The 21089-nt window shown below is 48.8% G+C and carries 21 protein-coding genes and 2 pseudogenes; 11 read left to right on the top strand and 12 right to left on the bottom strand.

From position 1 onward, the window contains the following. Nucleotides 1–345 precede the first annotated feature (345 nt). Nucleotides 346–1554: a zinc metallochaperone GTPase ZigA gene (gene zigA, locus B3Z23_RS06395; protein WP_294904450.1), complete on the top strand. Its 1209-nt coding sequence runs from the start codon at nt 346–348 to the stop codon at nt 1552–1554. Between the two features lie 59 nt (nt 1555–1613). On the opposite strand, the gene yghU is transcribed toward zigA, so the two are convergent. Then, nucleotides 1614–2396 (bottom strand): glutathione-dependent disulfide-bond oxidoreductase, encoded by a 783-nt coding sequence (gene yghU / locus B3Z23_RS06400; RefSeq protein ID WP_294904453.1) that lies wholly within the window; start codon nt 2394–2396, stop codon nt 1614–1616. A gap of 373 nt (nt 2397–2769) precedes the next feature. On the opposite strand from yghU, the gene B3Z23_RS06405 reads away from it, so the two are divergent. After that, on the top strand, nt 2770–3558 hold the full coding sequence (locus B3Z23_RS06405; RefSeq protein WP_294904456.1) for a formate/nitrite transporter family protein: 789 nt from the start codon (nt 2770–2772) through the stop codon (nt 3556–3558). A gap of 58 nt (nt 3559–3616) precedes the next feature. Here the strand turns inward: B3Z23_RS06405 and B3Z23_RS06410 are convergent, their stop codons facing one another. Then, nucleotides 3617–4498 (bottom strand): LysR family transcriptional regulator, encoded by an 882-nt coding sequence (locus tag B3Z23_RS06410; protein ID WP_294904458.1) that lies wholly within the window; start codon nt 4496–4498, stop codon nt 3617–3619. Between the two features lie 173 nt (nt 4499–4671). Here B3Z23_RS06410 and B3Z23_RS06415 point away from each other — a divergent pair, with 173 nt between their 5' ends. Further along, nucleotides 4672–5526, top strand: a complete 855-nt coding sequence (locus tag B3Z23_RS06415; RefSeq protein WP_294904461.1) for a Vmh family MBL fold metallo-hydrolase — start codon at nt 4672–4674, stop codon at nt 5524–5526. A 90-nt stretch (nt 5527–5616) separates the two neighbouring features. Here the strand turns inward: B3Z23_RS06415 and B3Z23_RS06420 are convergent, their stop codons facing one another. From B3Z23_RS06420 to B3Z23_RS06430, 3 genes are read right to left on the bottom strand one after another with little or no spacing between them, the layout of a single operon-like run. Continuing rightward, nucleotides 5617–6387: an amino acid ABC transporter substrate-binding protein gene (locus B3Z23_RS06420; protein WP_294904464.1), complete on the bottom strand. Its 771-nt coding sequence runs from the start codon at nt 6385–6387 to the stop codon at nt 5617–5619. 15 nt (nt 6388–6402) lie between these two features. Beyond that, nucleotides 6403–7164 carry an amino acid ABC transporter ATP-binding protein gene (locus tag B3Z23_RS06425; RefSeq protein WP_294904467.1) on the bottom strand — a complete coding sequence of 254 codons (762 nt, stop codon included), beginning with the start codon at nt 7162–7164 and terminating at the stop codon, nt 6403–6405. Nucleotides 7165–7168: 4 nt separating this feature from the next. After that, nucleotides 7169–7840 carry an amino acid ABC transporter permease gene (locus B3Z23_RS06430; protein ID WP_294904470.1) on the bottom strand — a complete coding sequence of 224 codons (672 nt, stop codon included), beginning with the start codon at nt 7838–7840 and terminating at the stop codon, nt 7169–7171. Nucleotides 7841–8390: 550 nt separating this feature from the next. Here B3Z23_RS06430 and B3Z23_RS06435 point away from each other — a divergent pair. From B3Z23_RS06435 to B3Z23_RS06450, 4 genes are all read left to right on the top strand, one after another. Next, nucleotides 8391–10688 (top strand): FdhF/YdeP family oxidoreductase, encoded by a 2298-nt coding sequence (locus tag B3Z23_RS06435; RefSeq protein WP_294904474.1) that lies wholly within the window; start codon nt 8391–8393, stop codon nt 10686–10688. A 308-nt stretch (nt 10689–10996) separates the two neighbouring features. Continuing rightward, nucleotides 10997–11479 carry an Hcp family type VI secretion system effector gene (locus tag B3Z23_RS06440; protein WP_294904477.1) on the top strand — a complete coding sequence of 161 codons (483 nt, stop codon included), beginning with the start codon at nt 10997–10999 and terminating at the stop codon, nt 11477–11479. Between the two features lie 27 nt (nt 11480–11506). Then, entirely contained in the window at nt 11507–12121 is a 615-nt protein-coding gene (locus tag B3Z23_RS06445) for a peptidoglycan recognition protein family protein (protein WP_294904479.1), read from the top strand. Further along, nucleotides 12115–12546 carry a hypothetical protein gene (locus tag B3Z23_RS06450; protein ID WP_294904482.1) on the top strand — a complete coding sequence of 144 codons (432 nt, stop codon included), beginning with the start codon at nt 12115–12117 and terminating at the stop codon, nt 12544–12546. Before B3Z23_RS06445 ends, B3Z23_RS06450 begins: the two co-directional genes overlap by 7 nt. A gap of 166 nt (nt 12547–12712) precedes the next feature. On the opposite strand, the gene B3Z23_RS06455 is transcribed toward B3Z23_RS06450, so the two are convergent. Next, on the bottom strand, nt 12713–13192 hold the full coding sequence (locus B3Z23_RS06455; protein WP_294904485.1) for a GNAT family N-acetyltransferase: 480 nt from the start codon (nt 13190–13192) through the stop codon (nt 12713–12715). An 84-nt stretch (nt 13193–13276) separates the two neighbouring features. Here B3Z23_RS06455 and B3Z23_RS06460 point away from each other — a divergent pair, with 84 nt between their 5' ends. Further along, nucleotides 13277–14194: a LysR family transcriptional regulator gene (locus B3Z23_RS06460; RefSeq protein WP_294904488.1), complete on the top strand. Its 918-nt coding sequence runs from the start codon at nt 13277–13279 to the stop codon at nt 14192–14194. Between the two features lie 25 nt (nt 14195–14219). On the opposite strand, the gene B3Z23_RS06465 is transcribed toward B3Z23_RS06460, so the two are convergent. Continuing rightward, nucleotides 14220–14573, bottom strand: a complete 354-nt coding sequence (locus B3Z23_RS06465) for a PTS fructose-like transporter subunit IIB (protein WP_294904490.1) — start codon at nt 14571–14573, stop codon at nt 14220–14222. A 91-nt stretch (nt 14574–14664) separates the two neighbouring features. Next, a pseudogene (locus B3Z23_RS06470) lies at nt 14665–14979 on the bottom strand (PTS fructose-like transporter subunit IIB). A gap of 6 nt (nt 14980–14985) precedes the next feature. On the opposite strand from B3Z23_RS06470, the pseudogene B3Z23_RS06475 reads away from it, so the two are divergent. Together B3Z23_RS06475 and B3Z23_RS06480 are read left to right on the top strand one after the other, a co-directional pair. Further along, a pseudogene (locus tag B3Z23_RS06475) lies at nt 14986–15261 on the top strand (PTS sugar transporter subunit IIA); the annotation flags it as partial. Nucleotides 15262–15444: 183 nt separating this feature from the next. Beyond that, nucleotides 15445–15939 (top strand): DUF2938 domain-containing protein, encoded by a 495-nt coding sequence (locus B3Z23_RS06480; protein ID WP_294904491.1) that lies wholly within the window; start codon nt 15445–15447, stop codon nt 15937–15939. Nucleotides 15940–15948: 9 nt separating this feature from the next. Here the strand turns inward: B3Z23_RS06480 and B3Z23_RS06485 are convergent, their stop codons facing one another. Further along, nucleotides 15949–16779 carry a helix-turn-helix transcriptional regulator gene (locus B3Z23_RS06485; RefSeq protein ID WP_294904494.1) on the bottom strand — a complete coding sequence of 277 codons (831 nt, stop codon included), beginning with the start codon at nt 16777–16779 and terminating at the stop codon, nt 15949–15951. Between the two features lie 157 nt (nt 16780–16936). On the opposite strand from B3Z23_RS06485, the gene B3Z23_RS06490 reads away from it, so the two are divergent. Further along, nucleotides 16937–17704, top strand: coding sequence for a phytanoyl-CoA dioxygenase family protein (locus B3Z23_RS06490; protein WP_294904497.1), 768 nt, complete (start codon nt 16937–16939; stop codon nt 17702–17704). Nucleotides 17705–18236: 532 nt separating this feature from the next. Here B3Z23_RS06490 and B3Z23_RS06495 read toward each other — a convergent pair. The 3 genes from B3Z23_RS06495 to B3Z23_RS06505 form a co-directional block, all read right to left on the bottom strand. Then, on the bottom strand, nt 18237–19202 hold the full coding sequence (locus B3Z23_RS06495; protein ID WP_294904500.1) for a PDR/VanB family oxidoreductase: 966 nt from the start codon (nt 19200–19202) through the stop codon (nt 18237–18239). A gap of 89 nt (nt 19203–19291) precedes the next feature. After that, nucleotides 19292–19768 carry an aromatic-ring-hydroxylating dioxygenase subunit beta gene (locus B3Z23_RS06500; protein ID WP_294904502.1) on the bottom strand — a complete coding sequence of 159 codons (477 nt, stop codon included), beginning with the start codon at nt 19766–19768 and terminating at the stop codon, nt 19292–19294. Further along, complete coding sequence (locus tag B3Z23_RS06505; RefSeq protein WP_294904505.1) at nt 19765–21069, bottom strand: aromatic ring-hydroxylating oxygenase subunit alpha; 1305 nt, start codon at nt 21067–21069, stop codon at nt 19765–19767. The genes B3Z23_RS06500 and B3Z23_RS06505 overlap by 4 nt, the downstream gene beginning before the upstream one ends. Nucleotides 21070–21089: the final 20 nt, after the last annotated feature.

The raw sequence follows: 21089 nt of genomic DNA on the forward strand, positions 1-21089 counted from the left end.
TTAGTCTCTATTTCCCATGCTCCCCCGGCAGTAAACCCGTTTTATGACTGGCTAAACAGAACCTTAAGCTGGCTTAAAACGGCAAACTGAGCTTTCTGAACCACTGAAGAACCCTCTTTATTCGTTACTCATCCGCTTCCCGACATTTTCCTCCCGGTTAACGTGGCAATTTCAGGGCAGTTCAGGGGTACAGGGGTGAGTTATGATTGAATTCTAAAGTTGTTATGTTATAACATAACAGCACCAGTCTGGGAATGTAAGAATCATACCCCTGCTGAATGCGGGAGAACTCAATTTGTCCGGACCCGAACCATGCCGCGTTAGATGTACTTAAAGGAAGCTAAAATGTCAGGTATTACACCATCTGTAGCAAATGACCTTCGTCTGCCAGTGACCGTGTTGTCAGGATTTCTTGGGGCGGGTAAAACAACCTTGTTAAATCATATTCTGAATAATCGCTCGGGGCGACGGGTCGCAGTAATTGTTAATGATATGTCTGAAGTAAATATTGATGCAGCACTGGTCAGAGAAGGTGGAGCGGAACTATCACGTACCGATGAGAAATTGGTTGAAATGAGCAATGGCTGTATCTGTTGCACCTTAAGAGAAGATTTACTGTTGGAGGTGAAACGGCTGGCTGAGGAGGGGCGGTTTGATCAGTTGGTGATTGAATCTACTGGTATTTCAGAACCGTTACCCGTCGCGGAGACATTTACCTTTGCCGATGACCAGGGAAATAGTCTGTCTGATATTGCACGACTGGATACTATGGTCACTGTGGTTGATAGCGTTAATTTTTTGCACGACTACACTACCGCACTGACCTTGCAGGACCGAGGGGAAACTGCCGGAGAAGAAGACAGTCGTTCCGTCGTCGATTTGCTGACCGAACAGGTTGAATTCTGTGATGTGCTGTTACTGAATAAAACCGATTTAATTGACCAACAGCAACTATTTCAACTGGAGGGGATTCTGAAAGGTTTGAATCCACGTGCCAGAATCATTAGGTCATCGTTCGGTAAGGTAGATTTAGCGTTAATACTCAATACCGGCTTATTCGATTTCGACGCTGCCGCCAATGCACCTGGCTGGTTACAGGAAATGCGCGGTGAACATACTCCTGAGACCGAAGAATATGGTATCAGCAGCTTTGTATTTCGGGCTCGTAAGCCCTTCCATCCACAGCGATTTTACCGTGTAATGGAAGGGCAGTTACATAAAGTGATACGGTCCAAAGGCTATTTTTGGCTGGCTTCTCAGCCGGAAACCGCAGGAATATGGTCTCAGGCAGGGGGAGTATCTCATTTTGAAATGGCTGGCCGCTGGTGGGTGAATGTTCCTGAGGAACAGTGGCCAAATGATCCTGAATCACTGCAATATATTATGCGCTACTGGCTGGATGCCATTGGTGATTCCCGCCAGGAACTGGTATTTATTGGCATGGGGATGGACGAAATGCGGATTCGCGAACAGTTGACGGCAGCTCTGCTGACCCCACAGGAAATGGCATACCCGGACAGTTTCTGGACCGAACAACCCGATCCTTTTGCCTGAACGGCATCCTGAGTGAACACGCAGAACAGTCCAGTCAGACTGTTCTGCGTTGCTGGTTTTTATTTCAATACCAGACGACCTTTTTTTACCGCCTCGCGTTGACCTATCAGGTCTGCCCAGCGGTTCAGATGGGTATAGGAAGATGCATCCAGGAATTTAGCGGCATCACCATACAAACCACCCTGTACCAGCACTCCGTACCAGGGCCAGATAGCCATATCGGCGATGGTGTATTCCTCACCGGCAATATAGGTATTTTTCGCCAGTTGTTTATCCAGAACATCCAGCTGACGTTTGGCTTCCATCGCGAAGCGGTTTATCGGATATTCCAGTTTCTCCGGCGCATAGGCATAGAAGTGACCAAAACCACCCCCCAGGAACGGGGCACTACCCATTTGCCAGAACAGCCAGGAAAGGCAGGCGGCACGTTCGGCAGTAGCTGTCGGCAGAAAGCTGTTAAATTTTTCTGCCAGGTAGAGCAGAATGGCTCCGGACTCAAAAATATTCACCGGTTCCGGACCACTCCGGTCGACCAGTGCAGGAATTTTAGAGTTTGGATTGACAGAAACAAACCCGGAACCAAACTGATCACCTTCCATAATTCGGATCAGATGAGCATCATAACGGGCCTCTTCCAGACCCTTTTCCAGTAGCTCTTCAAGCATAATGCTCACTTTTACACCATTCGGTGTGCCGAGCGAATAAAGCTGGAAAGGATGTTCGCCGACCGGCAGATCCTGCTGATGCCGTGCACCGGAATCAGGCCGGTTGATGCTGCCAAACCTGCCGCCGACAGACTCAGGGGGGGTCCATACTTCTGGAGGGGTATAGGAAGTACTCATAGGATCTCGGTTCCTTTGGCTGAATGTTAAAATTCACTGCAGTTTGTACAGTATATATCAGCATAGCATTACACTTTCAGGCAACCTTTGCCTGCGTGTGCGGAGATAAGATGCGAAGTAAGGAAAATTATGGTTTAATTAAAGTAAAAAAATCGTTAAAGCTGGGCTGGTATTTAATTTTTAAAATCAATGTCCTATAAACCCGATAAATATTTAGTGCTGTTAATGTTAGAATAGTGTAATTCAGACGTTGGCAGTTGAAACACCACCCGCTATGATCCAGAACGTTCTATGCAAGTAATGTCACAGCCATCATATTGATGACTTTCCTTTAACCAAAGCCGTTTTCAGGTTTATTTAACATCAGGTCACTATGTCTTTCAGCACACCTAAAGAAATAGCAGCGCTGGCGGTCCAGTCCGGAGTCAATAAAAGCCACTCCTCGTTGCAAAATTTACTTATTCTCGGCTTTTTGGGCGGCGCCTTTATCGCAATCGGCTTTCTTCTCGATCTTCATGTTATTGCACAGTTACCTGCAGACTGGGGCTCATTTGGGGGATTATTGGGCGCGATGGTGTTCCCGTTAGGTCTTATCCTGACGATCCTGGCCGGTGCCGAACTGCTGACCGGGAATATGATGGTGCTGACAATTGCGGCGTTGTCAAAAAATATCAGCTGGGGCGCGCTGGCGCGTAACTGGTTTTGGGTCACTATTGCCAATTTTATCGGTAGTGTCGCGGTGGCATGGTTCTTCGGTCACATGCTGGGAATGACCGAAGGGGCATTTCTCAAGAAAACGCTGGCGGTGGCTGCGGCTAAAACCAGTGCACCCTTCGGTCAGGCTTTTATTTCCGGTATTGGCTGTAACTGGCTGGTGTGCCTGGCCGTTTGGCTGGGTATGGCCAGTAAAGATGTGGTGGGAAAAATCATCGGTATTTGGTTCCCGGTGATGGCGTTTGTCGCGATTGGCTTCCAGCACGTAGTGGCGAATATGTTCGTGATTCCGGCCGCCATCTTTGCCGGTCAGGGTAACTGGTCAGAATATCTGATGAACTTTGTGGCGGTGTTCCTGGGTAATGCCGTCGGTGGCGCAATTTTTGTCGCTCTGATTTATTACATGGCCTACAGCCCTGAAAAACAGATGAAAACTGAAACTTTCTGATAGCCAATACGCTGTGAACATCGACGGCTGCCGCTGAATACCAGGGCGGCCGTTTGTTTTACAGAGACTGCAACCGACGCTGAATCTCTTCGAGGAACAGACGGAGCGCCGGTGGCTGAAGTTTACGTGACAGATACATACCGTAAATGCCCAGTGTGAGTGGGGTATAATGCGGCAGAACAGTGACCAGTCGCCCCTTAGCCAGCCATGGACTGGCCTCTGCCAACGGAATCATAGCGATACCGCACCCCGCCAGTGCGGCATCCAGCAGTACCGCAGAGATGCCGGCACTGAGGTTGCCATTGACTGCCACCGACAAAGTTTCACCTTGCTCTGTCAGCAGTTGCCACTGCGGCTGGCTGAAATTACTGTAACTTAAGCAGTTATGCGCTAACAGGGCAAAGGCAGACTCAGGGGTGCCGTGGATGGCCAGGTATTCCGGCGAGGCACAAATCACCGAGGCACATTCTCCCAGTCGACGGGCAATAGCGCCGGGTTCAGGGTTTTCGGTGATTCGTATTGCGACATCAATTCTTTCGCCAATCATATTCACCGGGCGGTTATTAATATCCAGTTCAATACGCAGGTCAGGGTAGCGCAGCAGAAATTCAGGCAGTACAGGGCTGATGATATGCGTTGCAGTATAGTGCGCACAGGCGACACGTAATATCCCTGAAGGCGTCTCCCGGCCAGCCTGGCCGCTGATATCCTCTGAAAGCCGGTTTAACTGACGGGTTTTCTGTAAAATCTCCTCCCCGGCCGGGGTCAGGGTCATATGGCGTGATGAGCGGTGAATCAGCCGTGCTCCGGCCCATTTTTCCATCTCTTCCAGATAACGGCTGACCATCGGGCGCGATATTCCCAATGCCCGCGCGGCAGCACTCAGACTGCCGGTTTCACAAATGCGGTTGAATACCTGTGCCGCCATCACTCTGTCCATGATTACTCCTGATCGATTGACGAAATTCAGCATCTCATAATAAGAGGATTTTAACAGATTACGAAATCTATAGAATATTCCGTCTTAAGCTGGCGATTCTGTTTTTCAGGCTGTCCGGCATTGTTACTTCATTAACTCTCTCCGTCATTACGGCGCAGAATCCGGGAATTATCATGAAACTTTCTAAACTGGTGTTATTGGGCGTGTTACTGAGTGGTGGTGTGGCCGCCGCGCCGTTGCAGTTTACTGTTTATAATCCTCAGGAACAGGGGATCTTTCCTGTGTCCTCCACCCTGGTGACTGGCGGAAAGCAGGCGATACTGTTTGATGCACAATTTAGTGTCAAGGACGGTGAAAAGCTGGTTAACATGATCAGGAAAAGTGGCAAAAAGCTGACCCGGATTGTGATTACTGCGGGTGACCCGGATTACTATTTCGGTCTGCAACCGTTGGTTAATGCCTGGCCGAAGGTAGAGATTGTGGCAACCCGACGTGTCGTCACCCATATTCAGCAGACACAACAGGCAAAACTCATTTACTGGGGACCGAAAATGGGCAGTGGTGCACCACAAAAACTGGTAACCCCACAGGTGATTCCACAAACCCGTTTCAGTCTGGAAGGTCAACCGATAGAGATTCGCAATGCAGATTCGCAGCAAGCCTATGTCTGGTTCCCACAGGAGAAGACACTGCTGGGCGGAACGGCGGTGGATGCCGGAATTCATGTCTGGACGGCCGATACGCAAACCGCGGAGAGTCGTCTGCAATGGCAGGAGACATTGCAGCAGATGCTGGTATTAAAACCACAGAGGGTGATCCCGGGGCATTTTATTGGTAAGGCACCGGCAGGTGATCAGGCAATTCGTTTTACACTGAAATATCTGCAGGATTTTGACAGCACACTGCAGCAACATCATGACTCTGCCACCGTTATCAGCACGATGGAAGCGCTCTGGCCACATCTGGCCGACAAAAGTTCACTGGAGTTGAGTGCCAAAGTGAACACCGGAGAAATGCACTGGCAGTAGCGATAACGCATTCGGAGAAGAAAATCACTTCGGGTAAAAAAATGGCAGGCGCTGAGGCCTGCCATTTGTCTTTAACCATTCGTCAGATGATTAATGTGAAACATCTTCACCGAAGTATTTTTCGGAGATTTTTTCATAGGTTCCGTCTTTCTTAATGGTCGCCAGGGCGTCATTTATAGCCGTCTGCAATGTGGATTCATCTTTACGCAGCAGTACCGCGGAAGCGCTGGCATTATCTTCTGAAGCGACGATTTTCACCGGAGCATCAGGACGGTGCTTTTTGAAATCCAGGAAAGACAGTTTGTCATTCACCGTTGCATCGGCACGCCCCTGGACAACCAGGTCAATGGACTGGTTAAAGCCATCGGTGCTGACCAACTGAGCACCATACTGGCGGGCAATTTGTGCGTAGTTACTGGTCAGTGACTGAGCAGAGTTTTTCCCTTTCAGATCGGCAAAACTGTGAATGCTGGTATTGTCGTTTTTAACCACCACCACGGCTTTAGACACGATGTAAGGTGTGGAAAAGTCATATTTCTTTTGACGCTCAGGGGTCACGCCCACTTCATTAATCACTACATCATAACGTTTGGCATCCAGACCGGCGATCAGTCCGTCCCATTTACCTTCGACAAATACCGGTTTAACGTGCAGTTGCTGTGCAATGGCACGGCCGATTTCCACATCGAACCCGGTCAAATCCCCGGAGATGGTGTGATAGGTGAACGGAGCATAAGTTCCTTCAGTACCAATTTTCAGTTCGCCTGCCGCTTTTACGCGTGCCAAGGCATCGTCTGCCAGTGCTGCATGTGCAAAGCTTAATGACATCACTGCAGACAATAACAACGTGTTTTTTTTCATTTTTATACTCCTGGATTATGCCGGACCGACAGGCAGGCCGTCGGTCAGAGTCGCAATATATTTGGCTGTTCTGGGTTTTTGCGGATGACGGAACAGCGTTTCAGAGTCGCCGGTTTCCACAATTTCACCCGATTCAAGAAAAATAGTGTGGCTGGCGACCGATGCCGCCAGTCGTAAATCATGGGTAGCCATCAGCATGGTGGTGCCTTCATCTGCCAGCTGGCTGAGCACGGCGACAACTTCTACCGACAGTTCCGGGTCCAGTGCTGAGGTGGGCTCATCGCACAGCAAAACTTTAGGTGACGGGGCCAGCGCCCGGGCAATCGCGACGCGCTGTTGTTGCCCACCGGACAGAGTGACCGGCATCACATCACGCTTGTGCAGCAGTCCGACTTTGGTCAGCAATTCGTCGGCCCGTGCTGCGGCGTCTGCTTTTGACCACTTATGCACCACAATCAGCCCTTCGGTAATGTTTTCCAGCACGCTTTTATGCGGGAACAACGAGAAGTTCTGAAATACCATACCGGTCTGACGACTGATACGTTGGATATCTTTACTACGCAGCGGTTTGTTATGGAATTCCAGCGTTTCCTGGTCCAGTGTCAGAGAACCTGACTGGGGGATTTCCAACAGATTGACGCAGCGCAGCAGGGTACTCTTACCACTGCCGGAGGGGCCAATCAGCGCGGTAACCGACCCTTTAGGCAAATTCAGCGAAATGTCCTTCAGGACATGGTTATCCTGAAAAAACTTGTTAATTCCGGTTAATGAAATCATCAGGTTATGACTCCGCCTTTTCTTCACGGGAGAAATGAGTCTCCAGTTTATTTTGCAGTGCTGACAACAGGGTGCTGAAAAACAGATAGATAAGCGCTGCTTCGGAATACAGAATCAGTGGCTGGTAAGTCACAGCCGCAATTCGCTGCGCCGCCAGGAACATTTCAGGGACGGTAATCACCGAAGCGAGTGAGGTATCCTTTACCAGTGAGATAAAGGTATTCGAGAGCGGGGGAACCGCAATCCTCGCTGCCTGTGGCAAAATAATTCTGACCAGCGCCTGACGCCAGCTCATTCCGATAGAATGGGCCGCTTCCCACTGACTGGCCGGAACTGACTTAATGGTAGCTCGAATGATTTCTGAAGAATACGCGCCGATATTCAGCGTGAATCCAATCACCGCGGCCGGGAATGCGGAAATAGTAATTCCGGCACTCGGCAGGGCATAGAAAATCAAAAACAGCTGCACCAGCAGCGGCGTCCCCCGTAGTAACCAGACATAAAAACGCGCCACTGCAACCAGTGGTTTAGGTCCGTACAGACGGATCAGCGCAATAATAAAACCCAGAGACAGCCCGAGAACGAATGAGAGTAACGTTAAGGGGATGGTAAACGTCAATCCGGCATGTAACATCGGCCAGAATGATTCTGCTGCAAGATTCAGCCAGGCTGGCACAGTACACCTTCCAAACAATTGATGAAAAAAAAGGGGCCAGCCACCGGCTGGCCTTTTCGCTTATTTTAGGCAGTAAATTATCACAGTGAAATATTATTTGTGCATATCTTTATATTATAAATTACCCGGACTGGATTTTTGTACTCTGTAGTGGAAGATATTTGGATATTAGTTTTGTTATCAGGTTGTTTGTTGAATAAAAGCATCGCTATCAATAAGTATACTGAAATGTTGTAAGGTGCAGGGTCAGACAGCTAATATGATCACTTCTTCGCCACACTCTAAAAGCCAAAGGGTCACTATGATCCAGTATTCTCACTAACGCTGGTGTTGGCTTTCAGTAAAGCATAACTACACTCCAGCACTGTTTTGTCACTCTGAGCTTCGGGGTATTAAGTGTACCAAGCATTGTCAATGTTCCCCAATACTCAGCCCACAGGTTTCCTCCGCAGGCCAGTCTGGTAATGCTCTGCTAACCTTAACGGTAACTATCCGCAGAGATAATCCGCAGCATAACCTGCAATGACTGTGAGCAACCGGAGGCAATGAAATGGCTAAAAGACGTAGTGTACCCGGAATTCATCCTTACGATGGTCCTGCCGGAGGGTGGGGAGCACTGAAAGCGACGGCGATTGCGGTACGTACCCAGATGGACATTCTGACCGCCCCGCCGACCTTATTACGTACTAATCAGCCGGATGGTTTTGACTGTCCGGGGTGTGCCTGGCCCGATAAAGATCATCGGTCAACCTTTCAGTTTTGCGAAAATGGCGCCAAAGCCGTGACCTGGGAAGCGACCAGTAAACGGGTCACTGCAGAGTTTCTGGCGGCCAATACCGTGACCTCGTTACTGGCAAAATCAGATTACGAACTGGAAAACTACGGACGGCTGACCACTCCATTGGCTTATGATCCGGCCAGCGATACCCTGAAACCGGTTAGCTGGGACGAGGCCATGCAACAGATTGGGGAGGTTCTGCGTGGGCTGGAACCGAATCAGGTCGAATTCTATACCTCCGGACGGGCGTCTAATGAGGCGGCCTGGCTATTCCAGTTGTTTGCACGGGAGTATGGAACCAACAACTTCCCTGACTGTTCGAACATGTGCCATGAGGCGACCAGCGTGGGTCTGCCACAGTCTATCGGTATCGGTAAAGGGACCGTTTCACTGGATGACTTTGACCATGCAGAACTGGTGATCTCTATTGGCCATAACCCGGGCACCAACCACCCACGGATGATGGGTACACTACACGAACTGTCACGTAAAAATGTGCCGATCATCGTGTTTAACCCACTGCGTGAAAGGGCTCTTGAACGCTTTGCCGATCCACAGAACGTCGCCGAAATGGCGACCTATAGCTCGACGGATATTGCTTCCGGTTATTATCAGGTCAGGGCCGGGGGAGATGCCGCGGCACTAAAAGGAATCGCCAAAGCCTTGCTGGAATCTGAAGCGCAGCAGGGCGGGGTGCTTGATCACGATTTTATCGCCGAACATACCCACGGTTTTGAGGCTTTCTGTGATGACTTGCAGGCAACCCGCTGGCAGGAGATTGAGCAGGAAAGTGGCCTGACACAGGAAGTGCTTGAATCTGTTGCAGCTATCTATGCCAAATCGAATGCCACCATTATTACTTACGGGATGGGTATCACCCAGCATAACAAGGGCACAGAAAATGTGCGGCTGATTGCTGACCTGTTACTGATGCGTGGCAACATTGGTAAGCCAGGCGCGGGTATCTGCCCGTTACGCGGACACTCCAATGTGCAGGGCAACCGGACGGTGGGAATTACCGAGAAACCGTCAGCAGATTTTCTGGCACGGCTGGAAAAAGAGTTTGGTTTTACTCCGCCTAAAGAGCATGGTCACGATGCGGTAAAAGCCATGCAGTCGATGATTGACGGCAGTGCCCGGGCTTTGTTGTGTCTGGGCGGTAACTTTGCGGTGGCATTACCAGACTCTCAGGCCTGCTTTCCTGCAATGAAGGCCCTGGATTTGAGTGTGCATATCGGTACCAAACTAAACCGCAGTCATTTACTGGTGGCCCGTCAGACCTTCATCCTGCCTTGCCTCGGCAGAACCGAACTGGATATTCAGTCTTCCGGGCGACAGTCTGTGACCGTCGAGGACTCCATGTCGATGGTTCATGCTTCTTCCGGAAAACTCAAACCCGCATCGCCGGAACTGCGTTCTGAGCCGGCCATTGTCGCGGCGATGGCTGTCAGCACCTTGCAGGACACTAAAGTGGCCTGGAATGATCTGGTGGCAGACTATGACCGGATTCGTGATCTGATAGAAAAAACCGTTCCGGGCTTTGAGGATTATAATCAGCGTATCCGTGAGCCCGGTGGGTTCCGTATGCCACTGCCACCCACTGAACGACACTGGCCGACGGCATCAGGTAAAGCGGAGTTTTCGGTGTTCCGTGGCGTGCATGAAAATATCAACGTGGCAGGCGACAACATACTGCGGCTTATCACCTTGCGTAGCCATGACCAGTACAACACCACCATCTACGCACTGGATGACCGTTACCGGGGAGTGTTTGGCCGGCGGGATATTTTATTTATGAGTGATAATGACCTTGAGCGTCTCGGGTTGGAACATGGTGATGTGGTCGATATTGAAACTGCGCTGCCGGGCAGTGCGCTGAAAATGGAAGGCATTACCGTAGTCGCCTATAACATCGCCGAGGGTTCGGTGGGCGCTTATTATCCGGAGGCCAATGTGCTGGTGCCGCTGGATTATAATGATCCGCAGAGTGGCACTCCCTCTTATAAATCGGTGCCGGTGCGGGTGAAACTGCGTTCGAAAGAGCTGGCTGAATTACCCCGTTCCGCCTGAGTCGCGATAATATCTGCCGGTGAAACGGCAGATTGCCAACGGATGGCGATCAGCTAAGGAACCGTTAAATTTTCCCGTTGTTGTGTAAAAATCCGGAAAGCAGGGTGTTGCCGGATTTTGTGACTCCTCAACAGGTTCCCTATCTGCTATTACGCTAAGATTTTCCCGCTATGCGGAGCTGTTCTGTCGGTGCGTCAGGAAAGAACACGCAATCAGTCACCCGGCAGAGCAATTTTCTTTTTTTTATCCGGCGGTTTATTCGGGACAGAGAAAAGTTGCAAATTTTTTCACTCATACAAGGAAGAATTATGGGGCAGGATATTTTTATAAAGATTAAGGGTATCGGAGGAGAATCACAGGACTCCCTGCATCATGGAGAGACTGAGGTACTGGACTGGGATTTATCGGTAAGCCAGACATCTGATATGCATTCCGGTAGTGGTGGAGGTGCCGGGAAATGTACTGTTGATGACTTCCATTTCGAACATTATATCGATAAATCCACTCCTGGCTTTCTTCAGTATTGCCTGACGGGGAAACATATTCCTGAAGCAGTTATGACAGTAAGAAAAGCCGGCGGGTCTTCGCTGGAGTATCTGCGTATTACACTTCAGGAAATTATCATTACCGGGGTGCATCCGGTCTACCTTAATACCATGCGGTTTCCTCGTGAAACGGTAAGCCTCAGTTTCTCCCGGGTAAAAATAGATTACGTTTTACAGAATATGGACGGAAATTCTGCGGGTACGGTATCTGCAGGATACGATATTAAAGCTAATGCCATCATTTAATGACAGGTGATATAAGGAAATATAGCCATGTTATTTGTTGATAAAAATGGTTTAGTGGATGCGGAACGTATTACTGTGAAGCGATTTAATTCGATTGAACGCGGTAAGCTTGCTGCGGTCAATGGGATTATTGTGCATCAGACTGACAGCACGACAGCCAGAAGTACTTTTAACAGCTATCAGAACATCGGTGCGAATGGTGCTCATTTTCTGATAGATAAGGACGGAACTATCTGGCAGACAGCGTCATTGTACAAAATAACCAATCATGTGGGTTTCCTGCAATCGCGTTGTTTACTGAAAAAATCATGTAGCCCGCAGGAATTAAAAAAAGCCATGGATATGGATAAAATAAAATCTACAAGAGGAAGATCATTAAAAGTACATCAATATGAGGCCAGGAAAGAATTTCCAGACAGATTTCCTTTCAACGGAGATTCTATTGGAATAGAAATTGTTGGGAAATCAAAAAAGTTTGGCGAAAAATATGTATATGAGCCTGTGAATAACAAGCAGAATGAATCATTAAAGTGGTTAATAAAAGAACTATCAGAAACGCTAAATGTTTTTATGAATGAAGTTTATCGTCATCCTGATGTAGCCAGGAAAAATATCACGGAGGCGAGTACTGCAAAATGGTAACCATTAAAAAAATTTCATCTCTGTTACTGCCGGTCTTTATTATCTCTGCATGCAGTCATCCGGGAAAAGTGAAAACACTGACTGAAATCGAAACCGGAAAGACGCTTGAGTGGTATTTAGATGATGCAACCATAAGAGAAGATTGTATTAAGTTTAAACCCACCTATGTACAGATACTTAATTTTTTCAATAAATCGCAGCGTGTTGAAGGGTTCGTTGTTAACGAAGATCGTTACACCCCCTGCTTCGCAACAGGCCGGTTAACATGGCGTGATGGTACCGGTGCAGACTGGAGTTTGTATTCCAGCGGCACAGCCAGCCTTTTGCTGGATAATGGTGAAACAATACATCTGTATCAGCGGGATTATCGCTGGTTTGATCCAACGGCATGCACTTATGGTCTGAGTGATGAAGGTGAATGTTAATGACTTTGAAATGATTAACCGGGCGCAGACCCGGCCAGGATGACTGGTCGACTATTTTCATGCGCTGATGCAGACTTTCTCTTTGCAGGCCAGAGAGGGTGCCGTCCGGGATGAACTGCGGGCACTGATCGCTCCGGCCCTGCAAAGTCTCAGGTTTTTTCAGTCATTAGCTGTTAGCAAAGTTGTGCAGTGCTTCACCGTCCAGGCGATAGCGAACCCATTCGCTTTGCGGCAGGGCACCGATGCTTTTATAAAAGTCGATAGCCGGGGTATTCCAGTCGAGCACACTCCACTCTAAACGACCACACTGACGCTCAACGGCCAGCCCGGCAATATGCTTAATCAATGCCTTTCCGGCTCCCTGACCACGGGCTGCCGGTGAGACATACAGATCTTCCAGGTAGATGCCGTTACGCCCCAGCCAGGTGGAGTAACTGGTGAAAAATACCGCATAACCGATGATTTTTCCGTCCGCTTCACTGATCAGTGCTTCGGTTTTACTCTCTGGTCCAAACAGTGTGGCGCGAATTTCTTCCGGCGAAGTAACAACCTGTTCCGGAGCTTTTTCATAAATAGCCAGTTCGGTGATCATATCGTAGATAATCTGGCTGTCGTCAGGCTGTGCCTGACGGATACGCAGGGTCATGGGCTTTCCTTAAGTGAGTCTGTGATTGCAGGTACTAAGCATAATCGTTATGCTCCAAAGAATTAAGTGCAATGAAATCACTGAATGATGAATATTATGCATCCTGTGTTGCGTCGTCTGGATCTGAACCTGTTACTGGTTCTGGATGCTGTCTACCGGCATGCCTCGGTCAGGCGTGCCGCCGAAGAGCTTTCCATGAGCACTTCCGCCCTCAGTCATGCGCTTTCCCGGTTACGGGATTCGTTGAATGACCCGCTGTTTTATCGTGAAGGTCACCGGATGACTCCCAGCGTGTTTACCACCGGACTGGCACCCTCCGTCAGTCAGTTACTGGGTCAACTTAATCAGGTACTGGCACCCCAGCCGGCATTTAATCCACTGACCAGTCATGAATGCTTTAGCATGGGCATTACCGATTACACCGCCGCCTGTGTATTCCCGCAGTTAATGGCTTCTCTCCAGCGGCAGGGACCGGCGCTCAGTTTCGATTTACGCTATTTGTCGTCGGGTCTGGCGGTAAATGAATTGCTGGCAGGGGAAATCGATCTGGCGCTGGGGTTTAGTGTGCCGCATCAGCCGCCGCATCCTGAGCTGGATGAGATAGACTGGATGCAGGATGACTATGTGGTCATCAGTCATCAACAGCGCCGCGGTCTGAGTTTTGAAGATTATCTGGCGGCGCGTCATCTGGTGGTGACCCCCTGGAATGAACGACAGAGCGTACTGGATTACCAGCTCGAACTGTTGGGTCATAAGCGGCAGATTGCGATTAAAACACCCTCCATGCTCAGCGGTCCGTGGATTGTCGCGGAAACTGATTTGCTGATGGCTCTCCCTCGCCGTGCAGCAGAACGTTTACAACATTCGTTGCCAGTGACTCTCTGGGAGCTGCCGTTTGACGTTGAGCCTTTCACCGTGAAAATTTTATCTCACCGGCGTAGCGGTAAAAAGCAGGCCACAGACTGGCTGAAAGACCTGCTCTGTGGCATCGATAAGCATTAACCGGTCGCAACACAGGGCGGCCGTATCAACTGACAATCATCCGCGTTTTTTCCGGGGCTGAAAGCAGTTTTCGTACCGCGCTGATCACTCTGGCCGGATCGGTCAGAAATGGGCTAATCCGGGATGTCACACAACGACTGTCGGCAAACCGGTCGGCACCGTTTAACTCTATATCGGTAATCAGCAGGACGGCATCCGCTGCGCGGATTAACTGCTCTGTCAAAGGATTTTCGATACCCAGTGCCCCCTGGGTCTCAATATGAATATTCCAGTTTTCCTGCTGGCAGATTTTTTCCAGCCGTTCAGCGGCCATATAAGTATGGGCAACGCCACTGACACAGGCAGTGACAGCGACTAAATTCCGTCCGGTGAGCGGCATAAATCCTCCGGGCAACACGGTTAATCATCTACGCAGCAAATGGAACCTGTGCGGCCACGCCGGGCCGCAGGCAGGGCACCGACAGCGGCGGTCACTGGCTCAGGTGAGCATCTATCTTAGTCATTATAGCGTCTGCACGTTTTAACGCATCGCTGATATTCACCCTGACAATGGTTTTGCCGCTGAAACGTTATTCATTCTGAATACCAATATCTTTAGTCAGGATCACCTGGTCCGCCTCACTGATATCGTTCTCTGTCAGGGTATTTTCCTGACCCAGTGATCCCCGGGTTTCGACTTTAACCTGCCAGCCACAGGATTTGGCGGCAGTCTCCAGGGCTTCAGCGGCCATAAAGGTATGTGCTACACCTGAAGGGCAGGCAGTTACAGCGATAATTTTTGTCATGTGCCGGGATTCAGTTTTGCGATTCCGCACAGTAAGTCTGAGCATATTGAGTAGTCCACCTTCAGTGTGGCAAAGTTAGCCGAACCGGTAGCGTGGGGGGAGGAGCAGGCATAGTTTATTATTATGCTTACCCTAAATAAGCATGAATCGGGGGATCTGCATATGCGGATATTCTCGCGTCTGGCGAGACGTATTATGCATCAGGATTTCCGTGACCGTCTGAATCACGCAGAGTCAGCCGCAGCGATAGCTGCTTTACCGGAACAGGAACTCGCTGTCTGACTGCCGGTAGGGAGTTTTCCGGCAACCCTTTCAAAATAAAACACACCGCACATCACTGTGTGCGGTGTGCTTAGGTGTCTGATTCTGCCCGCCGGTTACCGGCTCAAATTAACTATTGACTTAAAGTTGACATTAAGTTGCACACTGGACCGCGATTTTATCAGCAACGACGGAATACAACTTATGACAACTGACAATGTAGTTATGATTATCTTTTCAGGACTGGGAGCGACTTTGCTGACAGATGTCTGGGCTTTGTTTCAGAAACGGGTCCTGAAGATTTCCGGACTGAATTATGCGCTGGTGGGGCGTTGGTGTCTGTGGATGACTGACGGGCGCTTCTCTCATCAGACAATTATTTCAGCTCCACCACGCAAAGGCGAAACTGCTGCCGGCTGGATAATCCATTATCTGAGCGGGGCTTTGCTGGCATTTATTCCCCTGGCGATTTCCGGTGAAGGTTGGCTGCAACAGCCCGCAGTCGGTATTGCACTGGCATCCGGGATTATCAGCCTGGCCTTTCCCTTTCTGTTGATGCAACCTGCTCTCGGGTTTGGCGTTGCCGCGTCTAAAACTCCGAATCCTCCCCGGGCAAGGCTGCTTAGTCTGGCCACTCATCTGGTGTTTGGCTGTGGGCTGTATCTTACCCTGATATTACTGAAAACTCTTTTGCGGTGACCGGATGACTTACAGCGTCCGACAATGACGACGATATTCCGAAGGTGAACGGTCCGTATGCTTTCGGAAAATCCGACAGAAGTAGTTACTGTCTTCAAAACCGCACTGGTGGGCAATCTCTTTGATCTTCAGTTCGTACCCACGCAGCATTTTCTTAGCCAGCTCCAGCCGCACCGCCGTGAGATATTCATTAAACCCGATCGAGCCAGCTTTCTGGAATAGGTGAGACAGGTAGTTCGGTGTAATGTGGAAATTAACAGCAACATTATCGCGGTTAAGCGGCTGGAAGGCGTGTTCATCAATATACTCCTTGATGGCCAGAAATAGCTCTTTGCTCTTACTCAGCGTATCCGTCAGATGAGTCATCTGATCGATACTGTGGCTCAGTAATCCGGTCAGGGTGATTTGTGCGGTCGGCATTGCCGGCGCCAGGGCCAGTTCATTCATGGCCATTAACAGATAAGAACCGACCCTGGGTCCAAGCCGTGCCACATGTTGTTTCCTCAGGCTGACAAGCGATTTTCCGTCCCATTGTTGCAGGCTAAACCCAAGTTTTTGTTTGCCAAACAGAATACTCAGGGTGGTGGACGGGGTCTGCCATTGTGGCAAATTCCATTTACCTGCCGGGATATATAGTGCGGCGGGAGCTGTTAGTAGCGGGCTGTCTGACGGCAGACAGCCGTCAGCAACTTCTCCGGCGACGATCAGTTCCAGTCGTGGAAAGGGAACGGTTAACGCCAGCCTGGGGACTGGTTGCTGAGTCGCAGGGAAATGCACACTGATCTCTGATTGTCTGCTTATCAGTTGTTTGAGTAAGGCGACGAGGTTGATGTCCGACATAGCTGCTCCGGTTATTTTTTGCTGGATTTGAGTCACGTCACACATTGCTGCGACGGACACAATAATCCAGTGTTGTGTAGCTATCTCATACAGAATGTTGGCCGGAATTACAGTAATTTTCTTACATGTTGTGAAATGGTTAACAAAAGAGGTAGTTATGCAAAATCAATCTGCGGTATGGCTCGATGCCCTGGGGGCAAATGCTGAACTGAGCGAAATCATGAAGCACCAGCTGGATACTCTGGGATATACCATTGTCCCGAATGTGGCGGATGCTGACTGGCTGGCCGCGATGCGTGAACACATTGATCTGCTGGTGGCTCGTGAAGGGGATAATCTGGCGATAGAACATCATCAGGAGGCCACCGCTACCCGGGTCGCGAATCTGGTGAACAAAGGGGTGATTTGGGAAAAGGTCTGGGCGCATCCTTTAATACTGTCTGCCTGCAAATATGTGTTTCAGGGCGATTTCAAAGTTTCCAGCCTGAATGCCCGTGAGGCGCTGTTTAATGGTGGATTGCAACCTCTGCATGCTGACTGGAAGAAACCACGCCCTGATTTTCCTAAGGTGCACCTTGTTAACACTATCTGGGCACTGGACGACCTGTCTGCGGCTAATGGCGCACCAAGAATTATCCCTGCGACCCATTTACGCCCGGAATTGCCTGAAGATGTACTGGCCGATACTCATGCCTCTCATCCGGATGAAGTGGTGTTTGCCGCTCCGGCCGGCAGCGTGATGATCTATAACGCCCATACCTGGCACGGTGGGACCACCAATACCACCGGTGAACGTCGCAGGGTACTGCATGGCCTGTATATCGACCGCGCCGATGCCGCGCAACAGGATCAGCAACGCTGGCTTACCCCTGAAACAGCCAGCCGTCTCACCCCCGCCCAGAAATGGCTGCTGGCAGTGGAGTGATTGCACAGAAGTTCTTCCGGTTTACTATTACGGTAATAAAAACCTGAAGCCGGAAGAAAAATCCAGACATAACAGAGTGGCGAGTCCTGACAGATTACGGTTAACTAAAACAGTGTGCATTCTGGATCTATGGTGATCGTAGGCTTCAGTTATAGCGTTAGACCTCAGGTTAACGTCCTCCGTGAGTGAGCCTCATGGCTCATGCTATTATTCTCCGTTGTCAGCACATTTGTATTAGCGAGATATTTAGGTTAATACAGGTACTGGAACATCATGTTTACTGGCGAGGATGTGACCGCCGAGAAAGGTGACTGGTAGGTGATTTGTAGGCATGCTCCGTGTTTGTCATTAGCCGTCGGGGGACAGAGCAGAATGTCTGCTAGACGGTCATTCTGCACCTGTATTTTTAAAAAGGAAGCACTCGTATCGGTAGTGTAACCCGAATAATGTTTTGGCTAAATCAAAGCCGTTAGTAATGCTGTATCAAACGTTGATTCTTAGTCAGTTTTGAATTCAGCACTATAATGTAAGTTTATTCGATTTCGAATACTTCAATTTCCAGGCGCTCACTAAGAGACCGTGAACAACATAGAATGATTTGATCGTTATCTTCTTTTTCATCTTGGGTCAGGTAACTATCTCTGTGGTCGGGTACCCCGCAAAGAACATTTGCAAGGCAGGTACCACATATTCCTTGCTGACAGGAGACCTTCACTTTAATACCCGCATGAGAAAGTGCTTCGGTAATACTCTGGTCTTCCCGAACGATAACTTCTTTATTCAGGTTGGTTATGCATACGGTAAAGCTGTTTCCTGAATTCTCGATAGTTTTATGAAAGAATTCTTTATGTAATTGCTGATCGCTGAAACCGGCATCTTTTGCATTATCTAATACCCATTGCATAAAACCCTCAGGGCCACACACATACAGATGAGTGTTATACGGCGCGTGGCTTAAAATTTTGCTAAGAGGGATTCTTTCCTGACAATTTTCATCACTGAAATGTAGTATTGCCTTGTCACTCCAGCCACCCGCTAATATTTCATCTACAAAACCGGCAGTCGTGCGTGATTTCGCACAGTAAACAAATTCGAAACTTTTGCCTTGCCGGTACAAAGTATCAGCCATTGCCAACATGGGGGTAACGCCGATCCCTCCACCAATGAGTAAGCTATGATTGGCAGAGCTATCCAGCGGAAAAAAATTTCTGGGGGGGCTGATTTCTACCAAATCGCCAGGCTTAATCTGATGAGCGCGAATAGACCCGCCTCGTGATTCCGGGTTTTTTAAAATTCCCAGGCGATAAGTACTGAGATTGTCGGGGCTGCTGCATAAAGAGTATTGCCGTACCAGTCCATCATCCAGATACAAATCCACATGGGCACCAGCTTCAAAGGAAGGCAGTGGTTGATTATCTAATGAAGTAACAGATATAACCATCACAGCCTGTCCCTGTTCTTCCCTGGAAATAACCTTTACTTTTATATTACCAGACATTAAATATCCTAAATTCAACAGAGTGAGATAAGTGCATAGCGGTATAATCGCTATGCTTTGGCAGAGAAAAAATGTGACTGGATTTCAGTTTATAATATATATCCTATACTGCTTAAATATTCTTCGGAGTTTATTAATTTAATGATTTTTTTGTTAATCAAAAAGTCATGATCATTAACCTCAAGTTCATAAGTAATATCAGCAACGTGATGTTGCCGGTGACCTTTGCGAAATTCCCATAAAGATTGTGCGCAACGAATTTCAATAGTCCCATTTGAGTCGCTTACCAGGCAATACCGGCCACTCATTCTTACTGTACGTGCTCTGGGTGTGGTAGAAATAGATTCTCCGCTATATAAGCGGTTAACCCGCTTTTCTCTCATCTTCTGGTTGTCATAAGCGTAATTGAGTGCGTTTACATAATCAGTGGTCTGATGATCAATGGGGATAATATACAAACCTTCAGGTTTCCAGAGTGTTAACCATTTCCTGAACTCCCCCTGGTCGAGCAAATCGGCTTCCTGGTCGATAAATCTGACAGCCCTTGCAAAAATATCCTGGCTCATTTACAAACTCCTTCATTAGTCATGTAAAATTTCCATTGCTGATAAGCCGCCCGAATACCCGTTTCTGCACTGACATCGCTTTTAAGGCCGTCCGGTGTAGTAGTTTCACCCGCTAATCCGCGATTTACCATGATCCAGAGATTTTTACCTGCGCCACCTCCACGCTGGACTCGCTCCCAGGCTTCTGAATCATCTGGTGTGCCAAAACCCATCGGACCCTGGAAGTGTTCATGCAAGCGTAGTCGCTCCTGGTTAGCAGCCTGTGGGCCACCCTTCATAGTGATGACCATATGATGGATTTCTGTTTCTTTAACTGAAACCGGCTGTAGAACACGGAAAAAGGCCATTGAACAGGCAACATTAGGGAACAGATTAAGATTGAAACCACTGCCACCCACAGCCCGGACAATACGTCGAACCTGAAGCTCTTCATATCCTTCCTGCCGAAGATCATTAGCCAGCCCGATAAAACGTTCAGGAATATCAGCTTCGAGATTTTCCTCCAGGTCAATAAGCGCAGGGATCATCACCATCACGCTGTGACCATTACCTAAATCTTCAACATAGCCTTTGCCATCAACGAAATTAAGCATTTCTTCTGTCTGTTTATCGACTGAGCTAAGGAAAGATTTGTGTACAATCGGGAAGTGATACCCGTCAGTAGTATTTTCCAACTGAATTTTCCAGTTACCCGGAAAACGGAATTTATGAGCCGCAGTCGCTTCGACAGGATAACCGGCACCTTGCTTCATAAACAGATCGATCCATTTTTTTGCAGGACCCAAAAAGTCTTGCAATGGTGGGGCATCCTGATTGAATGTAGCAAAAACCAGACCAGCATAACTTTCGGTACGCAGGCGGACCATACCAAGTTCTGAAGTATCCAGCGTTTCACCATAACTTTCCGGATGTGGTACTCCTCGTAGTGAACCATCAAGCCCGTAGCCCCAGCCATGATAAGGACATACAAAGTTATTGGTCTTTCCTTTATTGTGTTCACAAACTGTTGCGGCTCTATGGCGGCAACGGTTCAAAAGTACATTAATATTTTTTTTTCGATCACGCACCACAATGACCGGATTTTTTCCTACCATAGAAGATTTAAAACTTCCCGCATCTGGCACTTCGCTTTCATGGGCGACCCAAACCCAGGTTTTGGAAAAAATACGCTCCATTTCCAGTTCGAATATATCTTCAGAGGTATACAAACTTGTGTGCACACGGTCCGACTGTATCAGACCCGATATTTCTTTATTACTAAGCTCACACTCAATATTTTTAACTGCAATGATGTCGTTCATTTATCACTCCGGGAACGGGG

Origin of the sequence: Tatumella sp. UBA2305, from assembly GCF_002345795.1 — a bacterium.
Classification (GTDB): domain Bacteria; phylum Pseudomonadota; class Gammaproteobacteria; order Enterobacterales; family Enterobacteriaceae; genus Tatumella; species Tatumella morbirosei.

What these genes read in the sequence shown, in the direction of transcription:
- zigA (WP_294904450.1), top strand. Translation starts at nt 346, where the DNA reads ATGTCAGGTATTACACCATCTGTAGCAAATGACCTTCGTCTGCCAGTG.
- yghU (WP_294904453.1), bottom strand. Translation starts at nt 2,396, where the DNA reads ATGAGTACTTCCTATACCCCTCCAGAAGTATGGACCCCCCCTGAGTCT.
- B3Z23_RS06405 (WP_294904456.1), top strand. Translation starts at nt 2,770, where the DNA reads ATGTCTTTCAGCACACCTAAAGAAATAGCAGCGCTGGCGGTCCAGTCC.
- B3Z23_RS06410 (WP_294904458.1), bottom strand. Translation starts at nt 4,498, where the DNA reads ATGGACAGAGTGATGGCGGCACAGGTATTCAACCGCATTTGTGAAACC.
- B3Z23_RS06415 (WP_294904461.1), top strand. Translation starts at nt 4,672, where the DNA reads ATGAAACTTTCTAAACTGGTGTTATTGGGCGTGTTACTGAGTGGTGGT.
- B3Z23_RS06420 (WP_294904464.1), bottom strand. Translation starts at nt 6,387, where the DNA reads ATGAAAAAAAACACGTTGTTATTGTCTGCAGTGATGTCATTAAGCTTT.
- B3Z23_RS06425 (WP_294904467.1), bottom strand. Translation starts at nt 7,164, where the DNA reads ATGATTTCATTAACCGGAATTAACAAGTTTTTTCAGGATAACCATGTC.
- B3Z23_RS06435 (WP_294904474.1), top strand. Translation starts at nt 8,391, where the DNA reads ATGGCTAAAAGACGTAGTGTACCCGGAATTCATCCTTACGATGGTCCT.
- B3Z23_RS06440 (WP_294904477.1), top strand. Translation starts at nt 10,997, where the DNA reads ATGGGGCAGGATATTTTTATAAAGATTAAGGGTATCGGAGGAGAATCA.
- B3Z23_RS06445 (WP_294904479.1), top strand. Translation starts at nt 11,507, where the DNA reads ATGTTATTTGTTGATAAAAATGGTTTAGTGGATGCGGAACGTATTACT.
- B3Z23_RS06450 (WP_294904482.1), top strand. Translation starts at nt 12,115, where the DNA reads ATGGTAACCATTAAAAAAATTTCATCTCTGTTACTGCCGGTCTTTATT.
- B3Z23_RS06455 (WP_294904485.1), bottom strand. Translation starts at nt 13,192, where the DNA reads ATGACCCTGCGTATCCGTCAGGCACAGCCTGACGACAGCCAGATTATC.
- B3Z23_RS06460 (WP_294904488.1), top strand. Translation starts at nt 13,277, where the DNA reads ATGATGAATATTATGCATCCTGTGTTGCGTCGTCTGGATCTGAACCTG.
- B3Z23_RS06465 (WP_294904490.1), bottom strand. Translation starts at nt 14,573, where the DNA reads ATGCCGCTCACCGGACGGAATTTAGTCGCTGTCACTGCCTGTGTCAGT.
- B3Z23_RS06480 (WP_294904491.1), top strand. Translation starts at nt 15,445, where the DNA reads ATGACAACTGACAATGTAGTTATGATTATCTTTTCAGGACTGGGAGCG.
- B3Z23_RS06485 (WP_294904494.1), bottom strand. Translation starts at nt 16,779, where the DNA reads ATGTCGGACATCAACCTCGTCGCCTTACTCAAACAACTGATAAGCAGA.
- B3Z23_RS06490 (WP_294904497.1), top strand. Translation starts at nt 16,937, where the DNA reads ATGCAAAATCAATCTGCGGTATGGCTCGATGCCCTGGGGGCAAATGCT.
- B3Z23_RS06495 (WP_294904500.1), bottom strand. Translation starts at nt 19,202, where the DNA reads ATGTCTGGTAATATAAAAGTAAAGGTTATTTCCAGGGAAGAACAGGGA.
- B3Z23_RS06500 (WP_294904502.1), bottom strand. Translation starts at nt 19,768, where the DNA reads ATGAGCCAGGATATTTTTGCAAGGGCTGTCAGATTTATCGACCAGGAA.
- B3Z23_RS06505 (WP_294904505.1), bottom strand. Translation starts at nt 21,069, where the DNA reads ATGAACGACATCATTGCAGTTAAAAATATTGAGTGTGAGCTTAGTAAT.